Origin of the sequence: Pedobacter psychroterrae (assembly GCF_004331695.1) — a bacterium.
Taxonomy (GTDB): domain Bacteria; phylum Bacteroidota; class Bacteroidia; order Sphingobacteriales; family Sphingobacteriaceae; genus Pedobacter; species Pedobacter psychroterrae.
The window spans coordinates 187,335-213,775 of the sequence record NZ_SJSL01000003.1 but is presented as its reverse complement, the minus strand read 5'-3'; the positions used below and the strand labels follow the sequence as shown (position 1 = coordinate 213,775).

Genomic DNA, 26,441 nt, shown 5'->3' with positions numbered 1-26,441 from the left:
AATAACCCTCCCACCATCGAAAAGACTTACGAAAATGAAATGGAAAAAGCCTTGGAACAGTTTTGACTGTGTTTTGAGATAATAGGGGTTTAATAGGGACTTTATAGGGACATTATAGGGAGATAACAGGGGGAAAGTCCCTATTCATTCCGTATGAATCCCCTCTAATATCCCAACTAGATTCCTGTTACATACTTGCGGTATACGATGTATTTTCTACTAAAGAAAATACATAACAAAAGATACCCATGAAACTCCCGGATAACTAAAAAATCATTGATAAGATAAGCCCATATTGTACAGCATGAACGCCCATCGGTCGGCCACCTCTTCAATAGCCTTATCGGTGGGCTTTCCTGCACCATGACCTGCGTTGGTTTCTATCCTGATCAGCACAGGGGCATTGCCTGCTTGCTGCTTTTGCAGGGTCGCCGCAAATTTAAAGGAATGCGCCGGTACCACCCGGTCGTCATGATCGGCGGTAGTCACCAGTGTAGCCGGATAAGCAACCCCACTTTTTAATGCATGTACCGGAGAATATTTATATAGATAGGCAAACATTTCTTTGGAATCTTCTGATGTACCATAATCGTACGCCCATCCCGCACCTGCGGTAAACTTATGGTAGCGTAGCATGTCCATCACTCCTACTGCCGGCATGGCTACTTTAAACAGTTCCGGTCGCTGGGCCATGACAGCACCGACCAGCAGGCCGCCATTGGAGCCGCCTGATATGGCCAGGTAGTCTTTGGAGGTATATTTTCTTTTAACCAGGTATTCTGCCGCGGCGATAAAATCATCAAATACGTTTTGCTTCTTCATTTTGGTGCCTGCCGTATGCCACTTTTCTCCATACTCGCCACCACCGCGCAGGTTGGCTACTGCGTAGACGCCACCTTGCTCCAGTAAAACGACCACCGAAGTGCTGAAGGCCGGGGTCAGGCTTATATTAAAACCTCCATAACCATACAGGACGGTCGGATTTTTGGCATTGAGTTTCAAGCCCTTTTTATACGTGATGATCATCGGGATTTTCGTGCCATCTTTGGATTTATAAAACACCTGTTTAGATTCATACAGAGTAGGGTCGAAATCTACACCCGGCTTTTTGTATACTTCAGATTTACCTGCAGCTATATCGTATTTAAAGATCGTAGGGGGATAAACATAAGAAGTAAACGTATAAAAAAGTTCCTTATCGTCCTTTTTACCCGAAAACCCAATGGCAGTCCCTATCTCAGGGAGCTGAATCTCATGCTCCAGTTTACCTTCCATATCATATTGCTGCACCATAGAGACAGCATCTTTGATATAGTTGGCGAACAGCTTCCCTCCGGCTGTGGATGGGTTTAGCACGTTCTCTGTTTCCTTAATCAGTTCTTTCCAGTTCTCCGGCTTCGGATTAGCGGCATCTACTGTGATGATGCGCCCGTTTCGCGCATTTAAACTGGTATATATGTAGAGCTTACTGCCCACATTGGTGACGATGTTGTTATTTTGGTCGAAATTATCGACAACTGTTACAATGGCTGAGTTAGGCACCGAAAGGTCTTTTAGGTAAAGCTCATTACCCGAGGTCGACTTGGCTGCAGAAATGATCAGGTAGCGTTCATCTTCGGTAAGGCCTGCGCCAATATACCTTCTCGGCGTGATTTCACCTCCAAAGATTAGCTGATCATCTTTCTGGGCAGTGCCCAGTTTGTGGAAGTACAGCTTATGGTGCTCAGTTTTGCCGGATAACTGGCTACCTTGTGCAGGCTTGTCATAGGTGCTGTAGTAGAAGCCTTCATTGCCCTGCCAGGCGATGCCGGAAAATTTGATGTCTGTAAGCGTATCACCTATGATGGACTTGTCTGCTGCTTTCATGACTACAACATTCGTCCAGTCCGATCCCCCAGTTGATAACTGATAGGCAACGAGGCTGCCATCTTTGGAGAAGCTGATGTCTGCCAATGAGGTAGTTGCATCTTTAGAAAAGGTATTTGGATCAAGAAATACCTCGGCCTCAGCTCCATCCTTCTGGCGGTAAAGCAAGCTCTGATTTTGCAGTCCTGAGTTTCTGTAGAAATAGGTATAACCGCCTTCTTTAAATGGCTGTGAGAACTTTTCATAATTCATGAGCCGGGTAAGGCGCTCTTTGATCGCCTTGCGAAAAGGAATCTGAGAAAGGTAATTTTGGGTAACCGTGTTCTGGGCCACAACCCATCCTTTGGTAGCTTCAGAGCGGTCGTCTTCCAGCCATCTGTAAGGATCGTTTACGGTAGTTCCAAAGTAGTTATCGCTTATGTTTTCTTGTTTTGTAGCAGGATAGGTCATTGATTCTTTTTGTTGAGTGTTCGCCTGTTTAGCATTTGTTTGCGCATTTGCAAAAGCAGGCAGCAATGAGGTAAATAATGTTAAGATTTTAACGATTGCTTTCATGGCCGGTTGTCTGAATGCTTATTCATCCACACAATAATACAAATAAGTTATTTGCAGCACGATGGTTTAACGTTTTTTAACTAGCTGAATGACCCTGGAAATTTTATTATTTATTTGATTTATGTACATTTAGCCCCTCATAGCTAACTTAAATGAAAGACTTATTTAGAATATCCATCTGCGCGGGACTGACGGTAGTGCTCGCAGCCAATAGCCTCCGGGCACAGACTGAAAACATCGCGGTAGCCAAAACTGATGCGATATACCAAGCTTCTGCAACTAAAATAAATGCGCTGGTGCATACCAAACTGAGTGTGAAGTTTGACTATGCAAAAAGGCAGCTGATCGGTAAAGAATGGGTGACGTTAAAGCCTTATGCCTATCCTACAGACTCACTGACGCTGGATGCCAAAGGAATGGACATCCGTAATGTATCACTGGTAAACGGAAAAACACTTCAGACTTTAAAGTATGAGTATGATCAGCAACAGCTGAAAATTAAACTGGGCAAGAAATTTTTGCCGGGGCAATCATACACCATTTTTATCGACTATACTGCCAAACCTGATGAGCTAAAAGTGAAGGGTAGCGCTGCGATAACCGATGCAAAGGGACTCTATTTCATCAATCCGGATGGCACCGATAAAGATAAGCCGGTGCAGATCTGGACACAGGGTGAGACTGAAGCTTCTTCGGTATGGTTCCCTACTATTGACAGGCCTAACCAGAAAACCACTTCTGAGATCAGCATTACCGTTCCGGCTAAATATGTGACCTTGTCTAACGGCAAACTGGTAACGCAACTGAAGGGTACAGACGGTACGCGTACCGATACCTGGAAAATGGATTTACCGCATGCACCATATTTGTTTATGATGGCAGTGGGCGATTTTAAAGTGTATAAGGACAAATGGAAAGATCGGGAAGTTAGTTATTACCTGGAGCCTGCCTACGCCCCTTTTGCGAAGCATAGTTTCGGACTTACACCGGAAATGATGACCTTCTATTCCGAAAAACTGGGCATTGACTATCCATGGATTAAATACAGTCAGATTGTGGTGCGTGATTTTGTGAGCGGTGCGATGGAAAACACCACAGCTACCCTGCATGGTGAATATGTGCAGCGTACCGACAGAGAGGTATTGGACGAGTATTTCGGACAGGCCGAAAGTACCATTGCACATGAGCTGTTCCACCATTGGTTTGGTGATTATGTAACTGCTGAAAGCTGGAGCAACCTTACCGTAAATGAGTCGTTTGCTAACTTCAGTGAGGTAATGTGGGCAGAATATAAGTATGGCAAAGATGCCGGTGATGCGCACAACTATGAGGACATGGCCAATTACCTGGGCACTAAAGATGACGCGCTCAAAAACCTGGTACGCTTTCATTACGCAGATAAGGAGGAGATGTTTGACCTGGTTTCTTATCAAAAAGGCGGAAGGATTCTCAATATGATGCGCAATTACCTGGGCGAGCAGGTATTTTATAAAGGGCTGAACCTTTACCTGAAGCAAAATGCCTTTAAAAATGGCGAGGCCCACCAGTTGCGCCTGGCGATGGAGGAGGCGAGCGGAAAGGACCTGAACTGGTTCTTTAACCAGTGGTATTTTAACTCAGGACACCCTGTATTGAGTATTGATTATGCATGGGATGCCGCTACGAAAACACAAAAAGTAACGATAAAGCAGACCCAGGGAGGTAATTTGTTTACCCTGCCGATGGCAGTAGATGTATATGTAGGCACCAATAAGCAACGCCACCAGATTATCATGAAAGATTCTGTGCAGACATTTAGTTTTTTAAGTCCCACTAAACCTGATTTAGTCAATGTGGATGCAGACAAAGTATTGCTGGCGGAAAAAACGGACAATAAATCTTTGGCTGAATTTGCTTTTCAGTACACCAATGCGCCGCTATACCTGGACAGACTGGAAGCGGTAGCCGCAGCGTCGAAGGCGCAGACAGAGGCTGTTTCTTTGCAGATCCTAACTGCTGCACTGAATGATAAATATTACGGAATCAGGTTAAATGCCATGCAGTCCATAGATCCTGCTAATAAAGCGCTACTTGCTTCGCTAATGCCGGCAATTAAAAAGATGGCAGTTGCCGATGTGAATACTTTGGTACAGGCACAGGCCATCACCATGGTGGCTGCTGCTAAAAACCAGGAAGACCTGTCCATGTTTAAGAAAGGACTGGAAAGCAGGTCATATGCGGTACAGGGTGCGTCTTTGATGGCCTTAGCTGAACTGTTACCTGCTGCGGAGGCATTGGCTACTGCAAAAGGTTTGGAAAAAGACAACCGCAAAGCGCTTACTACAGCCATTGTAAATGTTTACGCCAAATATGGTTCTGAAAAAGAGCTTCCGTTTGTAACCGATAAATTTTCCGCATTGGGCCCACAGGAACAAATCAATTTAATCCCTGCGTATATAGTGACACTAGGAAAACTAACTGATAAGGCGCAGGTGAAAAAAGGGATAGATGCACTGAAGGCAATTGGACTAAAGTATAAGCAGTATGGGGCAGATAAGTTCATCACAAACTTCCTTTCTCAGCTTAAGCAATTGCGCTCAGCTGACCAGGAGAGTATTACTTATATCGATGCGGCGATTGCAGAACTGAAATAGTATGAAGGAGGGCAATGCCCTCCTTTTTTAATACAGATCCTTTTGCAACTGAAAAAGATACTGAACAGCTTTTACCAATCTGCTGCCATACCAGGAGAACATTTCTCCGTCTACAATCACTACTTTGGCATCAGGTAATATCGACTCGATTTCTTGAAGGTGCTTTTCTTTAAAAGGATAGGGTTCTGAAGAAAGAAATACCAGATCAGGCTTTAATCCGTTCAGCTCATTTAATGCAATTTCAGGGTATCTTTTCTCCTTAACTACATTGCTAAGGCCATTTAAAGCCAATATATTATCTATGAAGGTGTCCCTGCCGGCAAGCATGTACGGGTCTTTCCAGATCAGGTAGGCTACTTTTTTGTTTAGTCCGTTTTGTACAGCCAGTGTTTGCAGGTCATTGAAACCTGCGGTGATCAGGTGGTTTAAATAAGCAGCCTCAGGCGAGCGGTCAACCAGTTCGCCGATCTGTAAAATCGTTTGCTTAGCATCCTCCAGTGTATAAATATCACTCATCCATACCGGAAACTCCTGCATAAGTTCTTCGATCTGTTCGCGCTGATTCTCTTCCTTATTGCCGATGATCAGGTCAGGCTGCAAGGAGCGAATCAGCTCAAGGTTTAACTTCTTAGTCCCTCCTACCTTGGTCCGCGCTGCAAATTTCTCTATCGGATGAATGCAGAATTTGGTCAGCCCAATGACTTCTTTGTCCAGTCCCAGGTCAAAGAGCAGCTCAGTCTGCGAAGGCACCAGTGAAATGATCCGTTTAGGTGGATAGGTGATGGTGATTTGCTGACCTAGCTGATCGGTAAAACTGCGCTGCATGACACAAAGGTAATCTATTCATACTTTAATGCTTCAACAGGATTGCTGACTGCTGCTTTTCTGGCCCTAATTGTAATTGTCAGGATGGAAACGATCATCGACATAAAGGTTGCCATCAGGAAAGGCATAAAAGGCATGTCGATGCGGTAAGCAAAACCCTGCAACCATTTATTGATCAGGACATAAGCTATTGGCCAGCTTACCAGGTTGGCCAAAGCCACCAGAATTAAAAATGAGCGGTTGAGCATATTGATCACCTGAAAGTCAGTGGCTCCCATTATCTTGCGAATGGCTATTTCTTTAATTTTCCGTTCGGCCATAAAAGCAGACAGGGCAAATAAACCGAGCAGTGACAAGGCTACCGAGACTATGCTAAACAGGAAAATCATCTGCACTAGCCTGTGGCTTGACTTTAACTGTTGTTGAAAAGTATCTTCTGCACTGGTATAAATCATGGGGAAATCAGGATAAAGTGCCCTCCACTCTTTTTCAATAGCTTTAATAACGGGTTGATAGTTTACTGTATTGAACCTGACCAGCAGGTTATTGGTACTGGATGTTCCCCCAAGCATAGTTACCTTATAAATGGTAGGCAATACTGCTTTGTCAAAGCCTTCGTTGTGGTAGTCTTTAATGATTCCTACGATCTGAAAGGTGTATTTTTCATTTTCACTTTTTACATCGTAACTTTTAGCGATTATATTTTTGCCCAGCAGATTTGCCGCAGTTTGGTTTAATACCACCGTATTTACAGTATCCTGGCCGTACTTTGCAGAAAACATCCTTCCGTTGACTACCTCGACTCCTAATGCTGGTAAAGCATCCATGGTTACGGTAACGGTATTCATGTTATAATTTTGGTTTTGATAACTGATCTCTTCAGGCATGTTGAATACATTACCCATTACCTGGGTAGTAGAGGCCACATATTGAACACCGGGCAAACGTCTGATGTGATTTACAAAACCCTCATCGTAATTGGTATTGATATTAATCAGCTGTGCTTTGTTATAACCCAGATTTTTGTCTGCCATATAACTTGTTTGCAGTTTCATAACCCCAATACTGATCATGAGGATCACAGCAATCATAAACTGTAGAATAACCAGTCCGTTTCTAAGTCTCACTCCCTTAAATCCGTGTTGATAATTTCCTTTCAATACAGCTACCGGCTGATAATTTGTCAGGACAACTGCCGGATATAGCCCCGCAAGCAGGGTAATGGTGATAAAAACAGCAGCCAATTGTGTCAGGATACCCAAAAGCTGATGACTGTACCAGAAGCTTAGATTGATTTCAAAATAAGTATTGAACATGGGGAGCAGTAACTCTACAAGGGCAATGCTGAGAAACAACGCAAACAAGCACTGGATGGCTGACTCCAGCAGAAACTGGACCATTAACTGCTTTTTAAAAGCGCCAAGTACTTTTCTGACCCCAACTTCCCTTGCCCGCTGTGCAGATTGCGCAGTGGCCAGGTTTACAAAATTGATGACAGATATTAACAACAGAAATACAGAGAGCGCAATAACGGGTTTGATCTGATCGGTCCAGCTGATATCGAAAGGAGGACTTGCATGCACCTCCTTAAGGGGTATCGCCTTTAATCCGGGAGTTTTCCCTGTTTTATACACATCAGTAAAGCTGATTTTACGCTGTACAAAGGAAGACTTCTTAAAATCCACATAGGTCTTTTGCAACAAGGCATTCACAGCCGCCGTATCTATGTCTGATCCTGCCAGGGCGTATACCCGGCAAAAGTTGGTATAGTTAATAGGATCCTTGTCTTTCTCTCCAGTATGCATAATGGCATCAAAAAGCAGACTCTCTGGCATATCCGGCTCTGCTACTATACCCGTAATTTTCATCGGTGTTCCTTTGTCAGTACGCCACATTACTATTTTAACTTCCTTACCCAACACCTGGTCTGTACCAAATAATTGAATCGCAGTACGCTGTTTCAAAACAATGGAATTAGGTTGATTTAGCGCAGTGACTGGGTCACCCTGTAAAAACTGATAATCAAAGACCTTAAAAAAAGAAGAGTCCGCATCGCGGATATAATCCATCATGACAGGATCTGAGCTTCCGGCCTTTATGGAAGATCCGCTCCCCCAGGTATTGTCTACCTTGGTTACGTATTTGAACTGAGGTATATTTTCCCTGACAAGGGCGGCTACCTTGGAGTCATTCACTTCCTGCCAGTATTGCTTATTATCTGGTGTAAAGAAATCATGCCTTTCCCGCAACTGATACACCCTGTTCAATTCCGGAGACCACCTATCATAGCTGTTTTCGTGATTGATGTACAATAGCAACAATATAAATGCAGTAAGACCTATGGCCAGTCCGCAGATATTAATGGCCGCATATACCCTGTTCTTAACGAGGTTGCGAAAAGCAATTTTAAGGTTGATTCTGAACATCTTTTCAATTATTTATCATTCATATTTAAGGGCTTGTACAGGGTTAGATTTGACGGCATTTCTCACCTGAACACTAACAGTAAGAGCTGTGGCTAGAATAGAAACAATAAACGCCATTAAAAATGGCAGGACAGGCATTTCTATACGATAGGCAAAACCCGCCAACCAATGCTGCACAGCAATATAGATCAATGGCCAGGCTATGACATTAGCACCAACCATCAGCCAGAGGTAGCTTTTATTGAGCAGGAAGAATATATCCTTATCGTCTGCCCCCAATACCTTTCTGATGGCAATTTCCTTAGTCCGCTGGCGGGTCATGAAAGCTGCCAGGGAAAACAAACCGATCATAGAAAGTGAGATCGATAAAAAAGAAAACAGCTTTACCATCTGCTTAAAACGCTCATGGGCAATAAACAATTTCTTAAAATCATGTTCAAGAAAAGTGAAGCTCAACGGATATTGAGGAGAAATCTCTTTCCAGAGCTTTGTAAGGTCAGCCAATACCTGCTTTTCCTTTCTATGTTCATACCTTATCAGATTGATAAATTCCTCATTTGGGTACCAGGTGGCATTAAATTTAGATGCGGTATAGATAGTTGGAGGTGACACTTTATCAAAACCAGCTACCTGTATATCTTTGATAACACCGACTACCTGAACCCGCACACTATCATTTTTATAAGTGATGTATTTGCCCGTCATGTTTCCACCGTACAGCTTTTCGAGGCCCTCATTTATGATCACAGTGCTGGAAGTATCCTGTTTATAATCCCTGTCGAAGAACCTTCCACTAAGTAATTTGGCTCCAACAGTCTGCAAGCCATCGATATTTACAAATACGGTTGCCAGTTCCTTTACCTCATTATTGTATTTATAATTCGCAGTCAGCTTCGGATTCCTGTGAACATTCCCATTGTTGACCCCAAAATATTTAACACCATCTATATTCCTTACACGATCAGCATGGATCTTGATCATTGGCACATGGAGGTAAATAACCCCCGTGGGATCAAATCCTGGATCTCTTGACTCCATATATTTGATCTGACCAGAAACAATCATGATACCAATGAAGAAACCTACTGCGATGACAAACTGCAATCCAACCAGTATTACCCTTAATTTCGATCCTTTCTTTCCATGGGAAAAATTGCCTTTCAATACGTGATGAGGACTGTAGGAAGAGAGGAATACTGCGGGGTAGATCCCTGCGAGCAATGTAATCAGTGTTACCAGAACAATCAGTTGCAGGCTAACCAGACCAATATTGAAGCTACCAGTAATGGACAATGAAAGTGAAAACTCTTTGTTTAAATAAGGAAGAAAGAGTTCGAGAAGGACAATCCCCAATATCAATGCACAAAAACACTGAAGCGCTGTTTCCACCAGAAATTGCTTGATGAGGGATGCCCTGGTCGCGCCTGTCACTTTCCTGATTCCCACTTCTTTGGCTCTTGATACAGCCTGAGCGGTGAACATATTGATGAAATTGATAATAGAGATGAGCAGCAGCAAGGAAGACAGTAGCAAGATCGGTTTTAATAGTGTAAACCAGTCTTCCTGCTGTAAAGGATACTGATGTACACTATAAAAAGACTTTAGCCTCACGGCAGGTTTATTTCCATTTTTTAGATATTCAGCAGGTGACCATTTCCATTTTTTTAGCATAGCAGCCCGAAAGGGTTCATAGATTTTCTGAAGTGACTGACTGATCTCTTTCTCGCTCTGGATACTGTTAAATTTGACATAAGTAGGCCAAAACGAAAGAATCTGATCCTGAAACTTGTAAACCGGAGCGTGAATGAGCACGCTGAGCTCAAAAACACTGGGAGTTTCCGGTTTTGCAATTACGCCAGTAATGGTGTATGGAGTCGTGGGGGTTACCCAGGACTGAGATGTTAGTTTGACTACCTTACCGACGGGATTGGTATCTCCGAAATATTTCCTTGCAAAATCTTCAGTGACTACCATATCATTTAAATTTTTCAGCGACGTAGCTGGGTTCCCATACAGAAATTTATAGGGAAATACAGAGAAGAAAGCGCTATCAGTTTTGTGAATATTATTGATAAAAAAAGGCGCTCTATCGTCAATGACAAGGGCTTCTTCCCGTCCGGATTCGAATACCCGGGTCACCGCTGCAACATTCGGTAAACTGGTCTTCATCATTTCCATCAGCCTCCCGTCAGATTCCCCCCACCATTCAGCTTTTCCCTCTTTTAGTGAAAACAGGTCAAGTTCCTGCACCTGATAAACTTTATCGAGGTCTTTATCCCAGGTATCATAACTCTTCTCATAATTGATGTACAGCAGTATAAAAATAAATCCACCTAAGCCGAGAGCTAATCCGGCAACATTAATAGCTGTATACACTTTATTTTTATAAAGGTTGCGAAAAGCGATCTTCAGGTTAAGTTTAAACATTAACTAGCCGTTTTTATAAGTTTACGTCTTCTTTGATCACACCGTCCAGCAGGTGCAAAATGCGGCTGCCGTAAGCAGCGTTTACTTCTGAGTGGGTAACCTGGATAATGGTAATCCCTTCTTCTTCGTTGAGTTTTTTGAACAGTTCCATGATCTGCAGGGCCTGTGCAGACTGCAGATTTCCGGTAGGTTCATCGGCCAGGATGATGGATGGCTGGGCTACAAGTGCGCGGGCTATGCCGACTAACTGCTGCTGTCCGCCACTGAGCTGATTAGGAAACAAGTCTTTTTTGGCCACCATATTAAAGCGGTCGAGGATATCGGCTACTCTGCTCCTCCGCTCTGCACCAGGCACTTTTTTGTATAGCAGGGGTGCTTCGATATTTTCTTCAACCGTCATCTCGTCTATCAGGTGATATGCCTGAAATACAAAGCCTATGTGGTTGCGGTACAGTTCAATTCGCTTGCGCTCATTTAGTGTTGTTACGTCCTCTCCCATAAAGCTATAGCTTCCATAGGTCGGCTCTTCCAGCATTCCCAGGATGTTTAAAAGTGTAGATTTTCCTGCACCTGAGGGACCCATGATGGATACAAATTCGCCTTGTTTGATCGTGGTAGATACATGGCGCAGGATATAGCTTTTTACGCCCTTGCTGGCATAGTATTTTTCAATGTCTTTTAGTTCTATCATGATTGTATGTGTTATTCGTATTTAAGGGCGTCTACCGGATTGGCCTTTGCAGCTTTCCAGGTTTTATAAGTTACCGTCAGGAATACCATTGCCATACACAATGTGCTGGACAAAACAAACGGCAGCAATGGTGTTTGTATGCGGTAGGCAAAGTCCTGCAGCCAGCGATTGCAGAAGAAGTAGGCCACTGGCCAAGACAATATGCTCGCTAACAATGTGATCTTCATAAATCCGCTGTTCAGGAGGTTGATGATGCTCATCGCAGAAGCACCTAATACCCGTCGGACGGCTATTTCCTTAGTGCGCTGGCTGGTAACAAAGGTAGAAAGCCCATACATGCCTAGCAACGCAATAGAAATGGCAAGCAGCGTAAAAATTAGCAACAGGTTTTCCTGCCTCTGTTCCGACTCGTACCGGGCAGCGAAATTATCGTCCAGAAAGTGAAACTCAGCAGGATTAACTTTGTCAAATCGGGCATATACCTTTTTAATCCACTGCAGGGCTGCTTTTGTCTGGGCAGGATCAATTCGGACATACAGGTTGTCCTGATCCTGCCGCTGCGGCGGCATATACAGCAGCATTCCCTGAATCTTGTGCTGCAGCGAATAGGTATGAAAATCTTTGACGACCCCTACAATGGTTCTTTCTTCCCGCTGCCCTTTTTCATTGACGTACGTAGTCCTCATTCTTTTGCCGATGGGATTTTTAAGGCCCAGCTCTTTGACCAGGGTCTCGTTGATTATTATTGCATGGGTTTGATCTGAACTCTGCTGTCCAGAAAAGTTCCTGCCCTGCACTATGTCTGTGCCCATGGCCGGCAGCAGGTCTTCATCAGCCATGAACACCTGCACTATATTTGTCGAGGGATTAAAGCCTTTATCCGTTTCAAAAAAGAATCCACTGGTCCCAATATTATTATTACCTATTGGATTTCCTGCCACGCCAACCTTTTTGATGAGCGGGCTCTGCAGCAGTTCATTTTTGAGCGAACTGACCTTTAATCTTGTGTTTTCATCATCCAGATGAAAAGTCAGCACCTGCTGCTTGTCAAAACCGAGATCTGAAGTCATTACATATTGCATCTGATTATAAATCACCCAGGAAACAATAACCATTGCGATAGTAATTGTAAACTGAAAGACCACCAGCCCTTTTCTTAGTATACCATGACCGGATACCGTTCCCGTTTTACCTTTTAACGCGTTGATTACCGAAAAACCCGAAAGGAAAAATGCGGGGTAGCTGCCACTCAGGGTTCCTACTACTAATGCAAAAACAACGACGAACATTACACTAAATGGAAATCCGTATTTCAAAGTAGATAACGATTTACCAGCTAACTGGTTAAAATAAGGCATGAGCAATTCTACCATCAACGCAGCGACCAGACAGGCGATAAGGGTCAGCACCACAGATTCCAGCCAAAACGAAAACATGATCTGTTTCCGTTCTGCACCGACCACTTTACGGACACCGACTTCCCTGGCCCTGACCGAAGCACGGGCCGTAGCGAGGTTCATGTAATTGATGATCGCAATCAGCAGGATCATGACGGCCGCTACAATAAAAATAGAAATGTATTTCATACTACCATTGGTACCTACCTCATAGTCCAGGTCTGAATGAAGGTGGATGCTGGTGATCGGCTGAAGTGACATTTTATAGTCTTCTACTCCCATCTCACCCTTTAGGTGCTTTTTATAGAACTCAGGCAATCTGGCCTCTAGCATTTTGTAATCAGCATTTGGTGCTAAAAGCAAATAGGTATATCCGTTGAACTGCTGCCAGGCCCCGACCTGATTGGGCGGTGCTGACCTCAAAGCGCTAAACTTAAGATGTGTATTTTCAGGAAGATCAGCGATTACACCAGTTACTGTACCACCGGGATCTTTATCGAGTGTCAGCACTTTGCCCATGGCATTTTCGGCTGTACCAAATAACTTCCTGGCTAATTTCTCCGTCAGTACAATGGAATTCGTGGCCGATAGTGAATTTTCAGGATCACCATACAAAAACTGGTAACTAAATACTTTTAGGAATGAGCTATCGGTAAAAAATACGTCACCGGCCTTGATCTGCTGTGTCCCATAGCTAAACAGCCCCCCGGCTTCACCTATGATCCAGGCTGCCTCTTCTACTTCCTTGTAATCTGCCTTCAATGCTGGCGCAAAAGGTGAAGAGGTAAGCGCCAAATTGAGCGCACCTCCCTCCCAACTGGCCCGCTGCACGACCCTGACAATGCGGTCTGCATTCTTATGGAAGCGGTCGTAGCTCAAGTCATCCGCCACATAGAAAAGTATGAGGAAGAAGGCACACAGGCCTGTTGACAGTCCAAAAACATTGATAAAAGCATAGCTCCTCTGCTTCAGCAGATTTCTAAGAGCAATTTTGAGGTGGAGTCTAAACATGGTTATTCGTATTTAAGGGCATCTATAGTATTCGCTACCGCAGCTTTATAAGACCGGATACTGACGGTGAGCAGCGTAATTAACATTGAAATACACATTGCCAGCACGAAAGGCCACGCAGTCAGTTCCATTTGATAAGCAAATCCAGCAAGCCATTTTTTCACAAACAAGTATGCCAGTGGCCAGGCAATTAAATTAGCGATGAAAACCATGATTAAAAAGGAACCGTTCAACATTTTGACCAATTCTATTGTAGATGCGCCTAACACTTTTCTGATAGCTACTTCGCGGGTTCTTTGGGTAGCTACAAAGGAAATTAAGCCAAATAAACCGATAAATGAAATGAAAATGATGACACCTGCAAAAACCTTAAACAAAACCCCGGTTATTCTTTCGCCCTCATAATAGCTGTTGATCTCATCGTTCACAAAATTTGCCTGATAAATGCCGTTCGGAAAAGTTCTGTTCCAAATTCTTTCTACTTCTTTCATCGCAGGCATGATCTTTTTTGCGTCGATTTTAATAGCTGTATTCCAATATTGGTTCTTTCCCGGAAATATGGCAACTCCTGAAATCCCTTCCTTTAACGATTTATCGTTGTAATCTTTAACTACACCTGTTATGGGCATGAAATTGCCGCTTGCATCTAGCATCTTTCCTATCGCATCCTGAGGATTTGATACATTTATCTTCTTCAAAAACGTTTCATTTACTACGCAGCCATTGGCTGTGTCGCTTTTCATGAAAATCTTACCTGCAATTAGTTTCAGGTCAAACACCTTGAAATAATTTTCATCAGCTCTGACGGTTCTTAACTCAAAATCTTTATTCTTTATCCCGTTATAGGTAAAATCAGTGGCGTTTACATCGTCTGACAATGGAGGTGACTGGCAAAAGCTGATCGATTCTATACCAGACACCGGTAAGACTTGCTCTCTGAAAGTATTAAATTTAGTGACGCTTGTGCTGTCGCCCAGAATACTTACCATCGCCACTGCATTCGGATTAAACCCTAGGGATTTCTTCTGTACAAATTCCATCTGCCTGACAATTACTAAGGTCCCTATTATCAGTACTACTGTAATCGAGAACTGAAATACAACCAGCACCTTTCGGATACTTAGCCCTTTACCATTTAAACTTATTTTGTTTTTGATAGCCAATGCAGGACTGAACCCCGAGACAATGAGTGCTGGATAAAATCCGGCAAGAAATGCTACAATGACAACCAGAATGGCCATAAATAATAATATAATGGGGTGGCTGAAAAGACTAAACTCAATTTGGCCGTTGAATAAGTTTTGCATTGACGGGATGACCATCTCAGCGATCACACAGGCAACTAACAAGGCAATTAAACTTAGCGCAAAAGTTTCTGTAAGAAACTGTACAATAAGTTGTTTGCGTTTACTGCCCATCACCTTGCGCACACCGACTTCTTTTGAGCGGTTTACGGACTGGGCAGTGCTTAAGTTGATAAAATTGATGCAGGCTGTCAGCATCAGGAACAGTCCGATTATCGCTAATCCGTAAACTTCGCTTTTGCCGATTGTCGACTCACCGAAATTATCATACGCTGTGCTAAAATGGATATCCCTCAGTGCCTGAAGCTGATTGTTTTGGTTTCCGGCGACCTTCTGAATGGGATAATATTTACTATTGAATTGATCTAACTGTACCTGTACGTCATCAAGATTTACCCCTTCCTTCAGTAGCACGTAACAGGACGAACTTGAATTTACAGAATCCCAATTGCTGTTATTGCGTCCATAAAAAGTCTGATAACTTACTATGATCCCAAGTGGAAAACTGCTGTTTTGAGGCATGTCTTGTATGACACCAGTTACCTCTAAATTTGTATTGATACCCAATGTTATATTTTTGCCGATAGCTCGCTCCGTATTGCCGAAAAATCTGATGGCGAAGCCTTCAGATAATACAACTGTATTAGGCGCACTAAGTGCTTGTTGAGGCTTTCCGTACTTCCACTTGATGTCGCTAAAAACTTCAAAAAAATCAGGGTCTGTATAATAGATTGCCTGCTGCGTTTTAATAGTTGTTTTTCCGTTCTGATCGTTGACATGGATGATGCCCCCACGCTTAAATATGGAACCTACTTTTTCAAATCCTGCAATCTCATTTCTTGCGGCGGCAGCGAAAGGAACCGGTACTCCAGAAGAAACATCATCAAAAGCATTGTACTTCCAGTGGGTAACTACCCGATAGATCCTGTCTTCATTTTTATGGTCTTCATCAAAACTAAACTGAAAGCGGATAAACAAGAAAATAAGAATACAGCTGGCCATACCTATAGCCAAACCCGTCAAGTTAATAAATGTATAACCCTTGTGTTTCCAAAGGTTCCGTAGTGCGATTTTGAGGTTGAGTTTGAACATATAGCTTATTCGTATTTAAGGGCATCTACAGGATTGGCTTTTACGGCTTTGGCAGCCTGAACGGTTACCGTGAGCACCGTTAATAAAATGGTTATTATGGCACTGGCAACAAACGGTAAAAGTGATAGATCAATTCTGTAAGCAAAGGTTCCTAGCCACATTTTAGTTAGAAGATAGGCTACAGGCCAGGAGATAATGTTGGCTAAAACAACCATAATAAAAAACGAACGGTTAATTAGTTTCAAGATTTGAACATCAGCTGCTCCTAATATTTTACGAACAGCGATTTCCTTAATTCTACCGTTGGTAATGTATTTTGCAAAGGCGAATAAACCTAATATGGCAATGAAAATAGTTAACAAAGCCGCAGCAAAAAACATGGACTGCAATTGCTCTTGCTTTTTGAACAGCTTTCCATACAATTCATCTAAAAATTCATATCTAAAGTCTTCGCCATCTTTAGGATTAATTTCAAGCCATTGTGCCTTTAATGTGGCCAATGCCTCAGCCATTTTATTTTCTTCAATCTTAAGCATGATTTGCATTTTATAACCACCACAAGGGTCTTTAATGGCGTAAATAGTAGGTTGAACGGCATTTTCAAAGCCTTGCGTTTTAAAATCTTTAATTACACCAATTATTTTATAATCGATATTGCAGCCCCTAATAATTTGTCCGATAGGGCTTTTAATCCCGTATTTAGCTACGGCACTTTCATTTATTACAGCAGCGTTTGCAGTATCCGTTTTAAAATCATTAGAGAAAAAACGCCCTTCTTTTAGTTTAATCTCCAAGGTTTTGAAATAATCGAAATCTACATCCACAAAATCAATATTTGCTTTTAAACCATTGGCGGTATAACTATTCACTCCATTTTCACCACCAGGTATAAAAGTGGCCACAGTTGCCGATTTAATTCCCGGAATTCTAAGAATCCTTTCTCTAACTGGTTCGAATTTGACGGGATCGTTAAAAATTGTGATGTTTTTAATGTAAACTACCTCATTTGCTGTAAAACCGAGATCTTCTTTACTCATATATTTCAGTTGCGAATTGATAATGAATAAACCAATGATGAATACTATAGCAACACTAAACTGAAAAACCAGTAATCCATTACGCAACCAATAGCTTTGTTTACTGCTAGAGAAATTTCCCTTTAAAACTACCGCGGGTTTAAAACCTGATAAAACCATTGCCGGGTAAATACCAGCAATAACCGTAATTACGGTTAAAATTAACGGTAATTGCCAGGACAAATCGTTATCAATACGCCAAATTGATAGGTGGGTTTGAAACAAATTATTAAAGTTCGGCAATACCAATTCTGCTAAAATCAGGGCTAGAATAGTAGCTACAAAGCATTGCATAAATATCTCGACCAAAAACTGTGTTGTTAATTGAAACCGATAAGCGCCAAGTACTTTTTTGATGCCAACTTCTTTTGCTCGTTTAGTTGCCTGTGCAATACTTAAATTGGTAAAATTAATAGAAGCGATGACTAGAATTAAAATTCCCAGAACAGAAAGTGCTATTAATATTTTGTAAGGTGCGTTGTTGCCAGCTTTTGGTTTTAAATGCAGGTTGGAGAGTGGATCTAAAAAGGTGGAAATACCTTTTACTTCATCAATTAATTGTTGACCAGTTTTACCTTTTAATAATTCAACTCTGTATAAATCAGTAATTTTTTGCTCGAGACCCGCCAAATTCGTTTCAGGCTTCACCTGTAAATAGATGGAGAAATCATTCATATCATAATTGTCACCTTCGCCTAATTCGTTGGCGATAGAAACACCATCAAAAGTAAAGTTTGAATGCAAGTTCTTTTTTATCGAGCCAGCTATTATTCCTGTGATCCCTAAATTACTCGCTCCAAATCCAACCATTTCCGGCTTATTGTCTTTTTTATCCGGAAAAAGCGTTTTCATGCTTTCTTTACTCAAATAACTAAGTCTTTCTACATCACCAGTTGGCTTTATAAGGCCACCTTCAGGTGTTATATTGAGGATCTTCGCTGCATCATAATCAGCCTGTAAAATGTTGTTAGTAAAAAGTGTGTTTTTGCCATTTTTAATGGCCAGTTCAAAAGAACTCCCTTTTATTATTCCGACAGACTCAACTTCAGGGAAATTTTGTTCGATGGCTTTTGCAAACGGAGCAGCCGTGTAATAAGTTTTAAATTCCGGATAAGTGATTCCAACAATATAAATATTATCGTAGTTCGGATTTTCCTTATCAAAACTGGTTTCATAATTGGCATACATGATGATCAATATGAACGAGGCTAGCGCAACTGCCAGTCCGCCCACATTTATGGTAGTGATGAGTTTGTTCTTCCAAAGGTTTCTTAGTGCTATTTTCAGATTGAGTTTCAGCATGCGATCGTAGGTTATTCGTATTTTAATGCATCAACGGGGTTGGCCTTCGCTACTTTTACCGATTGCACACTTACAGTAAGAATGGCAATGATCAATGACAAGGCAATGGCAATGGCAAACGGTAATATGGAAATTTGAATTCTGAACTCATAGCCTGAGAGCCACTTATTGATAATAATATACGCGAGCGGAAAGGCGATTAGATTGGCTATGGCCACGAGCTTGATGAAATCCTTATTCAAAAGTGTAAGAATATTGTAAGTGCTGGCCCCCAGTACCTTTCGGATGCTGATCTCCTTTTTACGCTGTTCTGCCATGTATAGCGCCAAGCCCAGCAAGCCAAGACAGGAAATAAATACAGCAAAGCCGCCAAACCAGTTGGCCAAGGTACCCAGCAACTTTTCATCGTCAAATTTGGTCTCAAAAGCATCATTTACGAAAGTTCTTTCTATGGGATAAGCTGGATTGAACTGCTTTACAATTTCATCTATTTTAGCGACCGAAGAAGTGATATTTTGAGAGGGATTTATCCTCACCAAAATTACGGAAATATCATCCAGATAATCTGGATAAAAAAGCATAGGAGCTACGTCACGATAGGCAGATTCCACTACAAAATCCTTCATGACACCTATAATAGTATGCCGGTCATCGCCCCATTCAAGCACTGTTCCGATTGGATCTTTCAGTCCCATGGCTTTCACTGCGGCCTCGTTTACGATCACATTGGTCGAGTCTTTAAACCGGGCCGAGAACGCTCTTCCGGACACCATCTCCGTTCCTATTGTTTTTACAAAGTCGTACCCGGTACCGCGTGTGTTAAAAAGAATATCATTCTTTGGATTTTTGCCCGGCCATGCTATTCCGGTTGTGTTATTTCCCCCGCTGCTGATATCAGTAGAAAAATTGGAAACATGGCTCGCCGCGCCGGATTTAATTAACAGCGTTTTCAGCAGAGGGAGTTTCTTTTGGTCTTTCAATGTACCGTGAGCTGTTAGCTGTATGAGATTACCTTTATCATACCCAATGGGTTTACGCTTTATAAAATCCAATTGCTGGTAAATAACAGAGGTGCAAACAATCAGGCAGGCCGCGAAAACAAACTGAAAAACCACCAGTATTTTACGCACTGGTAGAGATGAACCACCTCTGGCACTGAACCCTTTTAATACTTTAACTGGCTCGAACGAAGAGAGATAAAACGCCGGGTAGCTCCCTGCTATTAATCCAGCAAATAAAGTCAGTGCGACCAGCATTCCCCAGAACTTCCAATCCCGGTAGGCTAAAACCAGCTCTAAATTCAGCAAATTATTAAAATATGGCAAGCTAATCTCCATAAGCATGAAAGCCACAATCATCCCCATTAATGAAAGCAATACGGACTCCAGCATAAACTGGCCGATCAATGAGCTTCGGGATGAGCCTATTGCCTTGCGTACACCCACTTCTCTTGCCCTCTTTTCTGATCGGGCTGTCGAAAGATTCATAAAATTAATGCAAGCGATCAGGAGTATGCACCCGGCAAGTAAAGCGAAGATCTTCAACTGATCAATGCTGCCGCCCACAAGCTTTCCATTTTCAAAATCATTGTATAAATGCCATTTAGACAAAGGATGCATAAAAGCCTCCACACCTGTATCACTATCGTTGCGTCCTACGAGTTCTTTCATCTGGCTGTTCGCCTGATCAAAATACTTATTACTCTTTAACTGCAGCATAGTTAGGCAGAAATTACTTCCCCAATCGGTGTTTTTAACCCAGGGATTTGTTTTCTCAAACAAAGTCCATGACATCAGGTAATCGAACTGTATACTGCTATTTTCAGGCACATCGGAAATTACGCCTTCCACCCTTAGTGGTTCCTTGTTGTCTAATTTCAGTTCTTTGCCAATGGGGTCTGAATCGCCAAAAAGAGTTTTCGCCAATGACTCTGTCAATACTACGGAATTGATACTTTGCAGTGCCGTATTTGGATCACCTTTGAGAAACTTGTAGTCGAGTATTTTCAGAAACGAGGGCTCGGTATGTACCGCTTGCTTTTTATAACTATCATTTTTATAAGTGATCAGCATGTTCGATGGATAGGTCGAACGTGATGCATATTTTACTCCTGAGATTTTCTCTCTAATTTCGGCTGCCATAACACCAGGAGTCCATGCATTGGTATACACCTGATCAGACACAGGGTCGTTTTTATAGATTATGTAGGTATTGTCATAATCTGTAAACTGTTTATCATATTCCCATTCATAGGCAACATACAGCAGCAGGATCATGCAACTGGCGAGACCAATAGCTAAACCGCCTGCGTTAATCAGTGTAAAGCCTTTATTTTTCCAAAGGTTTCTTAGTGCAATTTTAAAGTTCAGTTTGAACATAGCTAAAGTTAATGATTGCTGTGGATATGATAGGCTAATGCCAAAGCTAATGCCAAATTAGCATTATCACACATACGATTGACAACCAATTACTTACAATCAAAACCCCCTACTGCCTGTGCGTTTACGTACACCTTTTGTACGTAAACGGACACTTTTTAAATTGCCGTTGTTCATCAATAGATTAAGTACTGGCTATTTATTAAAACCCAACCATATTGGGTGGAAGGGAAGTTTGGATTATAACATCCTGGCCTTCGTTACGCCACACTAGTTGCAAGCCACTGATACCGTTTAAACTAATTTTGAAATTATTAAACAAAATTACTCCTAACGCGTTTAATGCATTAAATCTATACTCATAAAAAACAACACAATGGCAACTACAAAAACATCATCTAAAAAAGCAGCTACCGCAAAAGGTACTGCAACAAAAAGTTCAAGTGTAAGTCTTTCTTCAGCTAAGGGCGGAAAAACGGGGAAAATGGAAGATTCAGAATTCCATGAGTTCTTTGTAGACGAGTTAAAGGACATTTATTGGGCTGAAAAACACCTGGCAAAAGCCTTACCTAAAATGAAAAAGGCAGCTACCAGTCCTGAATTGGCGGCAGCATTTGAAAAACACACAGAAGAAACTAATACGCACATTGCAACGCTGGACCAGGTGTTTGCATTGCTGGAAGAAAAGGCACAAGCTAAGAAATGTGATGCTATGGAAGGGCTGCTTAAAGAAGCAGAAGGAATCATAGAAGACACTGAGGCGGGTACCATGATCCGGGATGCCGGGCTGATCCTTGCTGCTCAAAAAGTGGAGCATTATGAGATTGCAACCTACGGTACGCTCGTGGTCTTCGCAAACAACATGGGACACAGCGAAGTTGCTGAACTATTACAGTTCACCCTGGAAAATGAAAAAGCAACGGATGTTGCCCTGACTAAAGTGGCCGAAAGCTTTGTAAACGAGCAGGCTGCCGCCGAGTAATCACACGTAACAGGAGGGATAGGCCAAGTTGGTCTATCCCTTACCAATTACATTATAATCAAACAGGCTGAACAGAGATTTTCTTTAGCAGAAACTGGATCTTGTAAATAAGTTCTTTTTCAAAGAATGGCTTCAAAGCTATCGCGCTTATGCCAGATCCTAAATAGTGGTGATGATCCTCAACCATGACATTAGCAGTGAGTGCCAATATGGGAATATTCGCTTTATCCTGATCACTAATCTGACGTACCAAAGAAGCGAGTTCTACACCCCCCATCTCTGGCATGTGTATATCTGTTAAAATCAGATCATAGTCATTCTTCTCAAACAAGGCAAGTGCTTCTTTACCATTATAAGCAACCTCGCAGCTTATGTTCCATTTGTGCAGAATCGTTTTCGCCAGCAAAACATTCATATTGTTATCTTCGGCCAATAATACACGCTTATTCTTCAAAAATGTTCTCACTTCTTCTTCATCAAAAGCAGCGGCTTGCTGGCTGGCTATAATTTGACCTGATTCAAAAGGAATAGTGAACGAGAATACAGAGCCCCTGCCCAGCTCACTTTCGACTGTGATGCTACCACCCTGCAGTTCAACAATGCTTTTCGAGATGGCCAGTCCCAGTCCGGTCCCGCTGCGATGCTGTTTCCGGCTACTTGTAGCCTGGGTAAATTCTTTGAAAATAAATGGAAGATCTGCTTGACTGATTCCCATTCCTGTATCATTTACTGCGACATGTAACATCTGAATGCCGGCAGGCCCTTCTTCTATCCAGGCATGCAGGGCTACTTCTCCCTTTTTTGTAAATTTAATTGCATTCCCCACCAGGTTCATAATCACTTGTTTCAACCGAAACGCATCGCCAGACAGGTAAAGTGTTTTATTATATTTAAGTTCACTGCGTAAATGAATACCTTTTTGTTCTGCCAGTATTCCCATACTTATGGTAACCTCCGTTAATACTGTGTCGAGCAGGAACGAAGCGTTATCAAAGATCATCTTCCCGGTTTCATATTTCGAATAGTCCAGTACCTGGTTCACAACGTTCAGTAACATTTCTGCAGAGTTCCTAACCGCTTTGATTTGTCCGGACTGCTCAGCATTCAGCGAACTCTGTTCCAATTGCTCCGAAAACCCTGCAATTGAATTGAGCGGTGTACGGATTTCATGGCTCATGTTAGCCAGAAAGGTACTCTTTTCTTCAGCAAAACGGATTGCGTCTTCGCTATAGGCGACCAACTTCTTCTCATGCGTAAAAATTTTCCATGTATTGTATAAAAGGATAAGAATTAGCAGAGAAAGAAAGATACCCGTCAGCAGGGATAGTTCTGATACGCCGGCAAAAATGGTATTTAAGTTTCCACGAAGCATTCTTTTCCTGCTGGCAGTATAACCCTGTTCCTCCTTTTTATACCGATTCAATACAACAAGAATTTCCTGGATAATTCCGGAATTGATATAGAGCATTTCTCTTTCCTGGGCGCGCATTCCATTGTTGGCCAGGGAAAGCTTTTTATAATAGTTAGTTCGGCGATCAGTTGTAACGCTGCTATCCTGTGGCGTAACGACAGATTTAGAAATGTATACTGTATCCACCTTCGCTGAATTTTTACCTGAAATGGCATCTGCGATTCTTCCAAATAATTTCTTCTTTTTATGCTTAATGCTTGTATCTGTAGTAACTGTAGGTGCAACAATCAGGCTTTTCCTGGCTATGCGGCCTGGTTTCGTCAAAAGTGCAGGATTTTGCAGGGTGAGTTTAATTAAACTATCAGAAAGATGTCTTAAATGCATATAGTCTTTTGTAATTAAACTTTTGCGATCCATTAGATTGGATATCTTTACCGAGGAGGTATTGATAGGAATACTTCTTGCCGCTGCCAGTTTTTTCAAAATGGAATCAATCCGTTTGATGTGCCTTGTAAAACTTTTTAAATAACTGGTGTCACCTGTTACGCTATAGAGACGGCTGTCATTATCTGCACGGTAGAGGTTAAGGATGCAATCATCAATTTGTGAAGAATTTTCATGTATAGCCATCAGGCTGTTTACATCATTTTGCATCTTCCTGGTTTTATTATAGTTAACAGAGAGATAAAAGATGATGCCACATAAGAATGTCATGAGCATCACGACTACGCCGTACCGGAATACAGGAATTTTAAAAATGCTAGTTTTCATAGATGGGATGCCGGTATAATCAGCATGTATCAAAAAAAGCACAAAACGTGCCTCTTTCATGAAACTCCTATGACCAGACTATAAAGTTAGCCCAAATAATTGATAAACAGGAATATATTAACAAAACCAACAGTTGTGGCTCCAGGAGCCACCGTTGGTTGAACGCCATCTTTTACTGCTCAAAGTATTTTCTTCTACCAAATGTCGCACTATCTGCATCTGTTTGATATCTGATCATTATATCAGTTCTTCCGTTCTTCCTTTATTGATTTTTTCTGAGATCACATGGCCGTCTTTCAGGTTGATGATCCTGTTAGAGAAACTAGCATCATGCGAAGAGTGGGTGACCATGACGATGGTAGTTCCGGCCTCGTTCAACTCGCAGAGCAGTTCCATTACCTCATTACCATGTGAACTGTCCAGGTTTCCTGTCGGCTCATCAGCCAGTACCAGCTTTGGCTTGGTCACAAGCGCCCGCGCAACTGCTACCCTTTGCTGCTGGCCACCCGAAAGCTGCTGTGGAAAATGCCCGCTCCGGTTTACGATGTTCATACGCTCAATGATCTCATTTACCAGTCGTTCACGCTCTGCCGAAGGGATCTTGTTATAAATAAGCGGCAGTTCTATGTTCTCAAACACTGTCAGTTCGTCAATCAGGTTGAAATTCTGGAACACAAAGCCCATGTTCCGCTTCCTGAAGTTAGAGCGCTCCCGGTCGTTCAGCTTAAGCAATTCCGTTCCGGCAAACTGATAGCTTCCGCTTTCCGGCTTGTCCAGCAATCCCATTACATTGAGCAAGGTAGATTTGCCACATCCTGAAGGGCCCATTATGGAAACAAACTCACCTTCCTTCACCTGCATATTGATGCCATTCAGGGCAGTGGTCTCAATTTCTTCAGTTTTATAAACTTTCTCCAGATTTTCGATTTTTATCATGGTATGTCTTATTTGTCTATTTCTATAATGTCGTATTGATTGAACTGATCGTACGAAGAGGTGATCACTTCCTCGCCTTTCTGCAGGCCTTCCAGCACTTCGTAATAAAGATAGTTCTTACGGCCAATCTTTATCGTTCTTTTTGTGGCTTTGCCTTCTTTTACTACAAAAGCCCATGAACCGCCGGTGCTTTGAAAGAATTGACCCTGGGCCAACAGCAGCGACTTGCTATTGTCTGAAAGGGTGAGCTTGACCTGCATGGACAATCCTCGTCTTAGACCTTCAGGAGCATCTTTTTCAAAGGTAAGCTCTACCTGAAACTGTCCGGCAGTTACTTCAGGTATTACCTTTTTTACCGTCAACTGATAGGTTTTTCCGTTAAACTCACAATTGGCTGACTGCCCTTCTTTCACTCTGTTCACATAGTATTCATCTACGCCTGCCTGCAGTTTATATCCCTGCAAAACATCAATTTTCCCCAGCATCTCATTGGCACCATACGATTTTCCGATCACGGGATCATAGGATGATAAGCGTCCCGCAACCGGGGCTTTGATGGTCATATTTTCAATGTTCTGCCGGATCGTTTCCAGGCTTTCGTTCATCCTGGTGATAGAAAAATCTATTTGCTGCAACTGCATCACCCGACTCTGGTTTTCCTGCTTAACAGCCTCTTTCAGAATCTTTTTACGGCCCTCATAATATTCATAATCCTGACTGGAGATATTAAACTCCTGTTGGGTAATCACCTTTTTTGAGTAGAGTGTACTGTCTATTTTATACTTTCTCGTTGCGGTCCTCAGACTGTTCTCAATCTCCATCATATCCTGGCTCATCACCCGCTGGTTTTGCTCCAGGTCAAGTCTTAGCTTGCGTAATTGGTTGATCTGCTCGGTTATACTCGTTTCACTGGATGTGTAGCTGGATAACGCATTTGGATTGGCAATCCGCAACAGTGGCGTCCCTTTCTCTACGCTGGCGCCATTTTCTGTAAAAATCTCTGCTACTGTACCACCTTCAGGAGAACTTACTATGACTGAGGTAAGCGGAACAACGCTGGCATTTAACAATACCACATCTTCAAAATCTCCATAGATCACTTTGCTGACTGTTACCTTATCGGCATCAGCTTTATAGACCTTGCTTAAAGACAAATTATAACCGTATGCCACAAGAGCCACAAAAAGGACGACCCCGGCAATTGTCAGGATGGTTTTCTTATTGAATCTCTTTTTCTCTATGATCTTATCCATTTTTTTATTTCTGTACTTATCTGTTTATGCCAAGTATATGCCAATTGATAAATATCATTTTATATTACACATTATCAGGTAATTAACCCAAGCACCAAGAAAATA

Annotated in this window: 14 protein-coding genes; 2 read left to right on the top strand and 12 right to left on the bottom strand. The window is 42.2% G+C overall.

From position 1 onward, the window contains the following. Positions 1-273 precede the first annotated feature (273 nt). Positions 274-2,421 carry a prolyl oligopeptidase family serine peptidase gene (locus EZ437_RS14640; RefSeq protein ID WP_394343172.1) on the bottom strand — a complete coding sequence of 716 codons (2,148 nt, stop codon included), beginning with the start codon at positions 2,419-2,421 and terminating at the stop codon, positions 274-276. 152 nt (positions 2,422-2,573) lie between these two features. On the opposite strand from EZ437_RS14640, the gene EZ437_RS14635 reads away from it, so the two are divergent. Then, the gene (locus EZ437_RS14635; protein ID WP_131596806.1) at positions 2,574-5,054 is read left to right on the top strand and encodes a M1 family metallopeptidase; all 2,481 of its coding nucleotides are present in this window, start codon (positions 2,574-2,576) and stop codon (positions 5,052-5,054) included. A 27-nt stretch (positions 5,055-5,081) separates the two neighbouring features. Here EZ437_RS14635 and EZ437_RS14630 read toward each other — a convergent pair whose 3' ends face one another. From EZ437_RS14630 to EZ437_RS14595, 8 genes are read right to left on the bottom strand one after another with little or no spacing between them, the layout of a single operon-like run. Next, positions 5,082-5,879 carry an ABC transporter substrate-binding protein gene (locus EZ437_RS14630; RefSeq protein ID WP_131596805.1) on the bottom strand — a complete coding sequence of 266 codons (798 nt, stop codon included), beginning with the start codon at positions 5,877-5,879 and terminating at the stop codon, positions 5,082-5,084. 14 nt (positions 5,880-5,893) lie between these two features. Then, positions 5,894-8,305: an ABC transporter permease gene (locus EZ437_RS14625; RefSeq protein ID WP_131596804.1), complete on the bottom strand. Its 2,412-nt coding sequence runs from the start codon at positions 8,303-8,305 to the stop codon at positions 5,894-5,896. Positions 8,306-8,320: 15 nt separating this feature from the next. Further along, the gene (locus EZ437_RS14620; RefSeq protein WP_131596803.1) at positions 8,321-10,732 is read right to left on the bottom strand and encodes an ABC transporter permease; all 2,412 of its coding nucleotides are present in this window, start codon (positions 10,730-10,732) and stop codon (positions 8,321-8,323) included. A gap of 13 nt (positions 10,733-10,745) precedes the next feature. Then, positions 10,746-11,423: an ABC transporter ATP-binding protein gene (locus tag EZ437_RS14615; protein WP_131596802.1), complete on the bottom strand. Its 678-nt coding sequence runs from the start codon at positions 11,421-11,423 to the stop codon at positions 10,746-10,748. A gap of 11 nt (positions 11,424-11,434) precedes the next feature. Then, a complete protein-coding gene (locus EZ437_RS14610) occupies positions 11,435-13,831 on the bottom strand; it encodes an ABC transporter permease (RefSeq protein ID WP_131596801.1) in 2,397 nt (798 codons plus the stop codon). Positions 13,832-13,833: 2 nt separating this feature from the next. Continuing rightward, complete coding sequence (locus tag EZ437_RS14605; RefSeq protein WP_131596800.1) at positions 13,834-16,227, bottom strand: ABC transporter permease; 2,394 nt, start codon at positions 16,225-16,227, stop codon at positions 13,834-13,836. Between the two features lie 5 nt (positions 16,228-16,232). Beyond that, on the bottom strand, positions 16,233-18,605 hold the full coding sequence (locus EZ437_RS14600; RefSeq protein WP_131596799.1) for an ABC transporter permease: 2,373 nt from the start codon (positions 18,603-18,605) through the stop codon (positions 16,233-16,235). Positions 18,606-18,616: 11 nt separating this feature from the next. Continuing rightward, entirely contained in the window at positions 18,617-20,983 is a 2,367-nt protein-coding gene (locus EZ437_RS14595; RefSeq protein WP_131596798.1) for an ABC transporter permease, read from the bottom strand. Between the two features lie 376 nt (positions 20,984-21,359). Here EZ437_RS14595 and EZ437_RS14590 point away from each other — a divergent pair, with 376 nt between their 5' ends. Then, positions 21,360-21,965: a YciE/YciF ferroxidase family protein gene (locus EZ437_RS14590; protein WP_131596797.1), complete on the top strand. Its 606-nt coding sequence runs from the start codon at positions 21,360-21,362 to the stop codon at positions 21,963-21,965. 58 nt (positions 21,966-22,023) lie between these two features. Here EZ437_RS14590 and EZ437_RS14585 read toward each other — a convergent pair whose 3' ends face one another. From EZ437_RS14585 to EZ437_RS14575, 3 genes are all read right to left on the bottom strand, one after another. Then, positions 22,024-24,147: an ATP-binding protein gene (locus tag EZ437_RS14585; RefSeq protein ID WP_165500429.1), complete on the bottom strand. Its 2,124-nt coding sequence runs from the start codon at positions 24,145-24,147 to the stop codon at positions 22,024-22,026. A gap of 237 nt (positions 24,148-24,384) precedes the next feature. Further along, on the bottom strand, positions 24,385-25,083 hold the full coding sequence (locus tag EZ437_RS14580) for an ABC transporter ATP-binding protein (RefSeq protein WP_131596795.1): 699 nt from the start codon (positions 25,081-25,083) through the stop codon (positions 24,385-24,387). Positions 25,084-25,091: 8 nt separating this feature from the next. Further along, complete coding sequence (locus EZ437_RS14575; protein ID WP_131596794.1) at positions 25,092-26,336, bottom strand: efflux RND transporter periplasmic adaptor subunit; 1,245 nt, start codon at positions 26,334-26,336, stop codon at positions 25,092-25,094. Positions 26,337-26,441 lie beyond the last annotated feature (105 nt).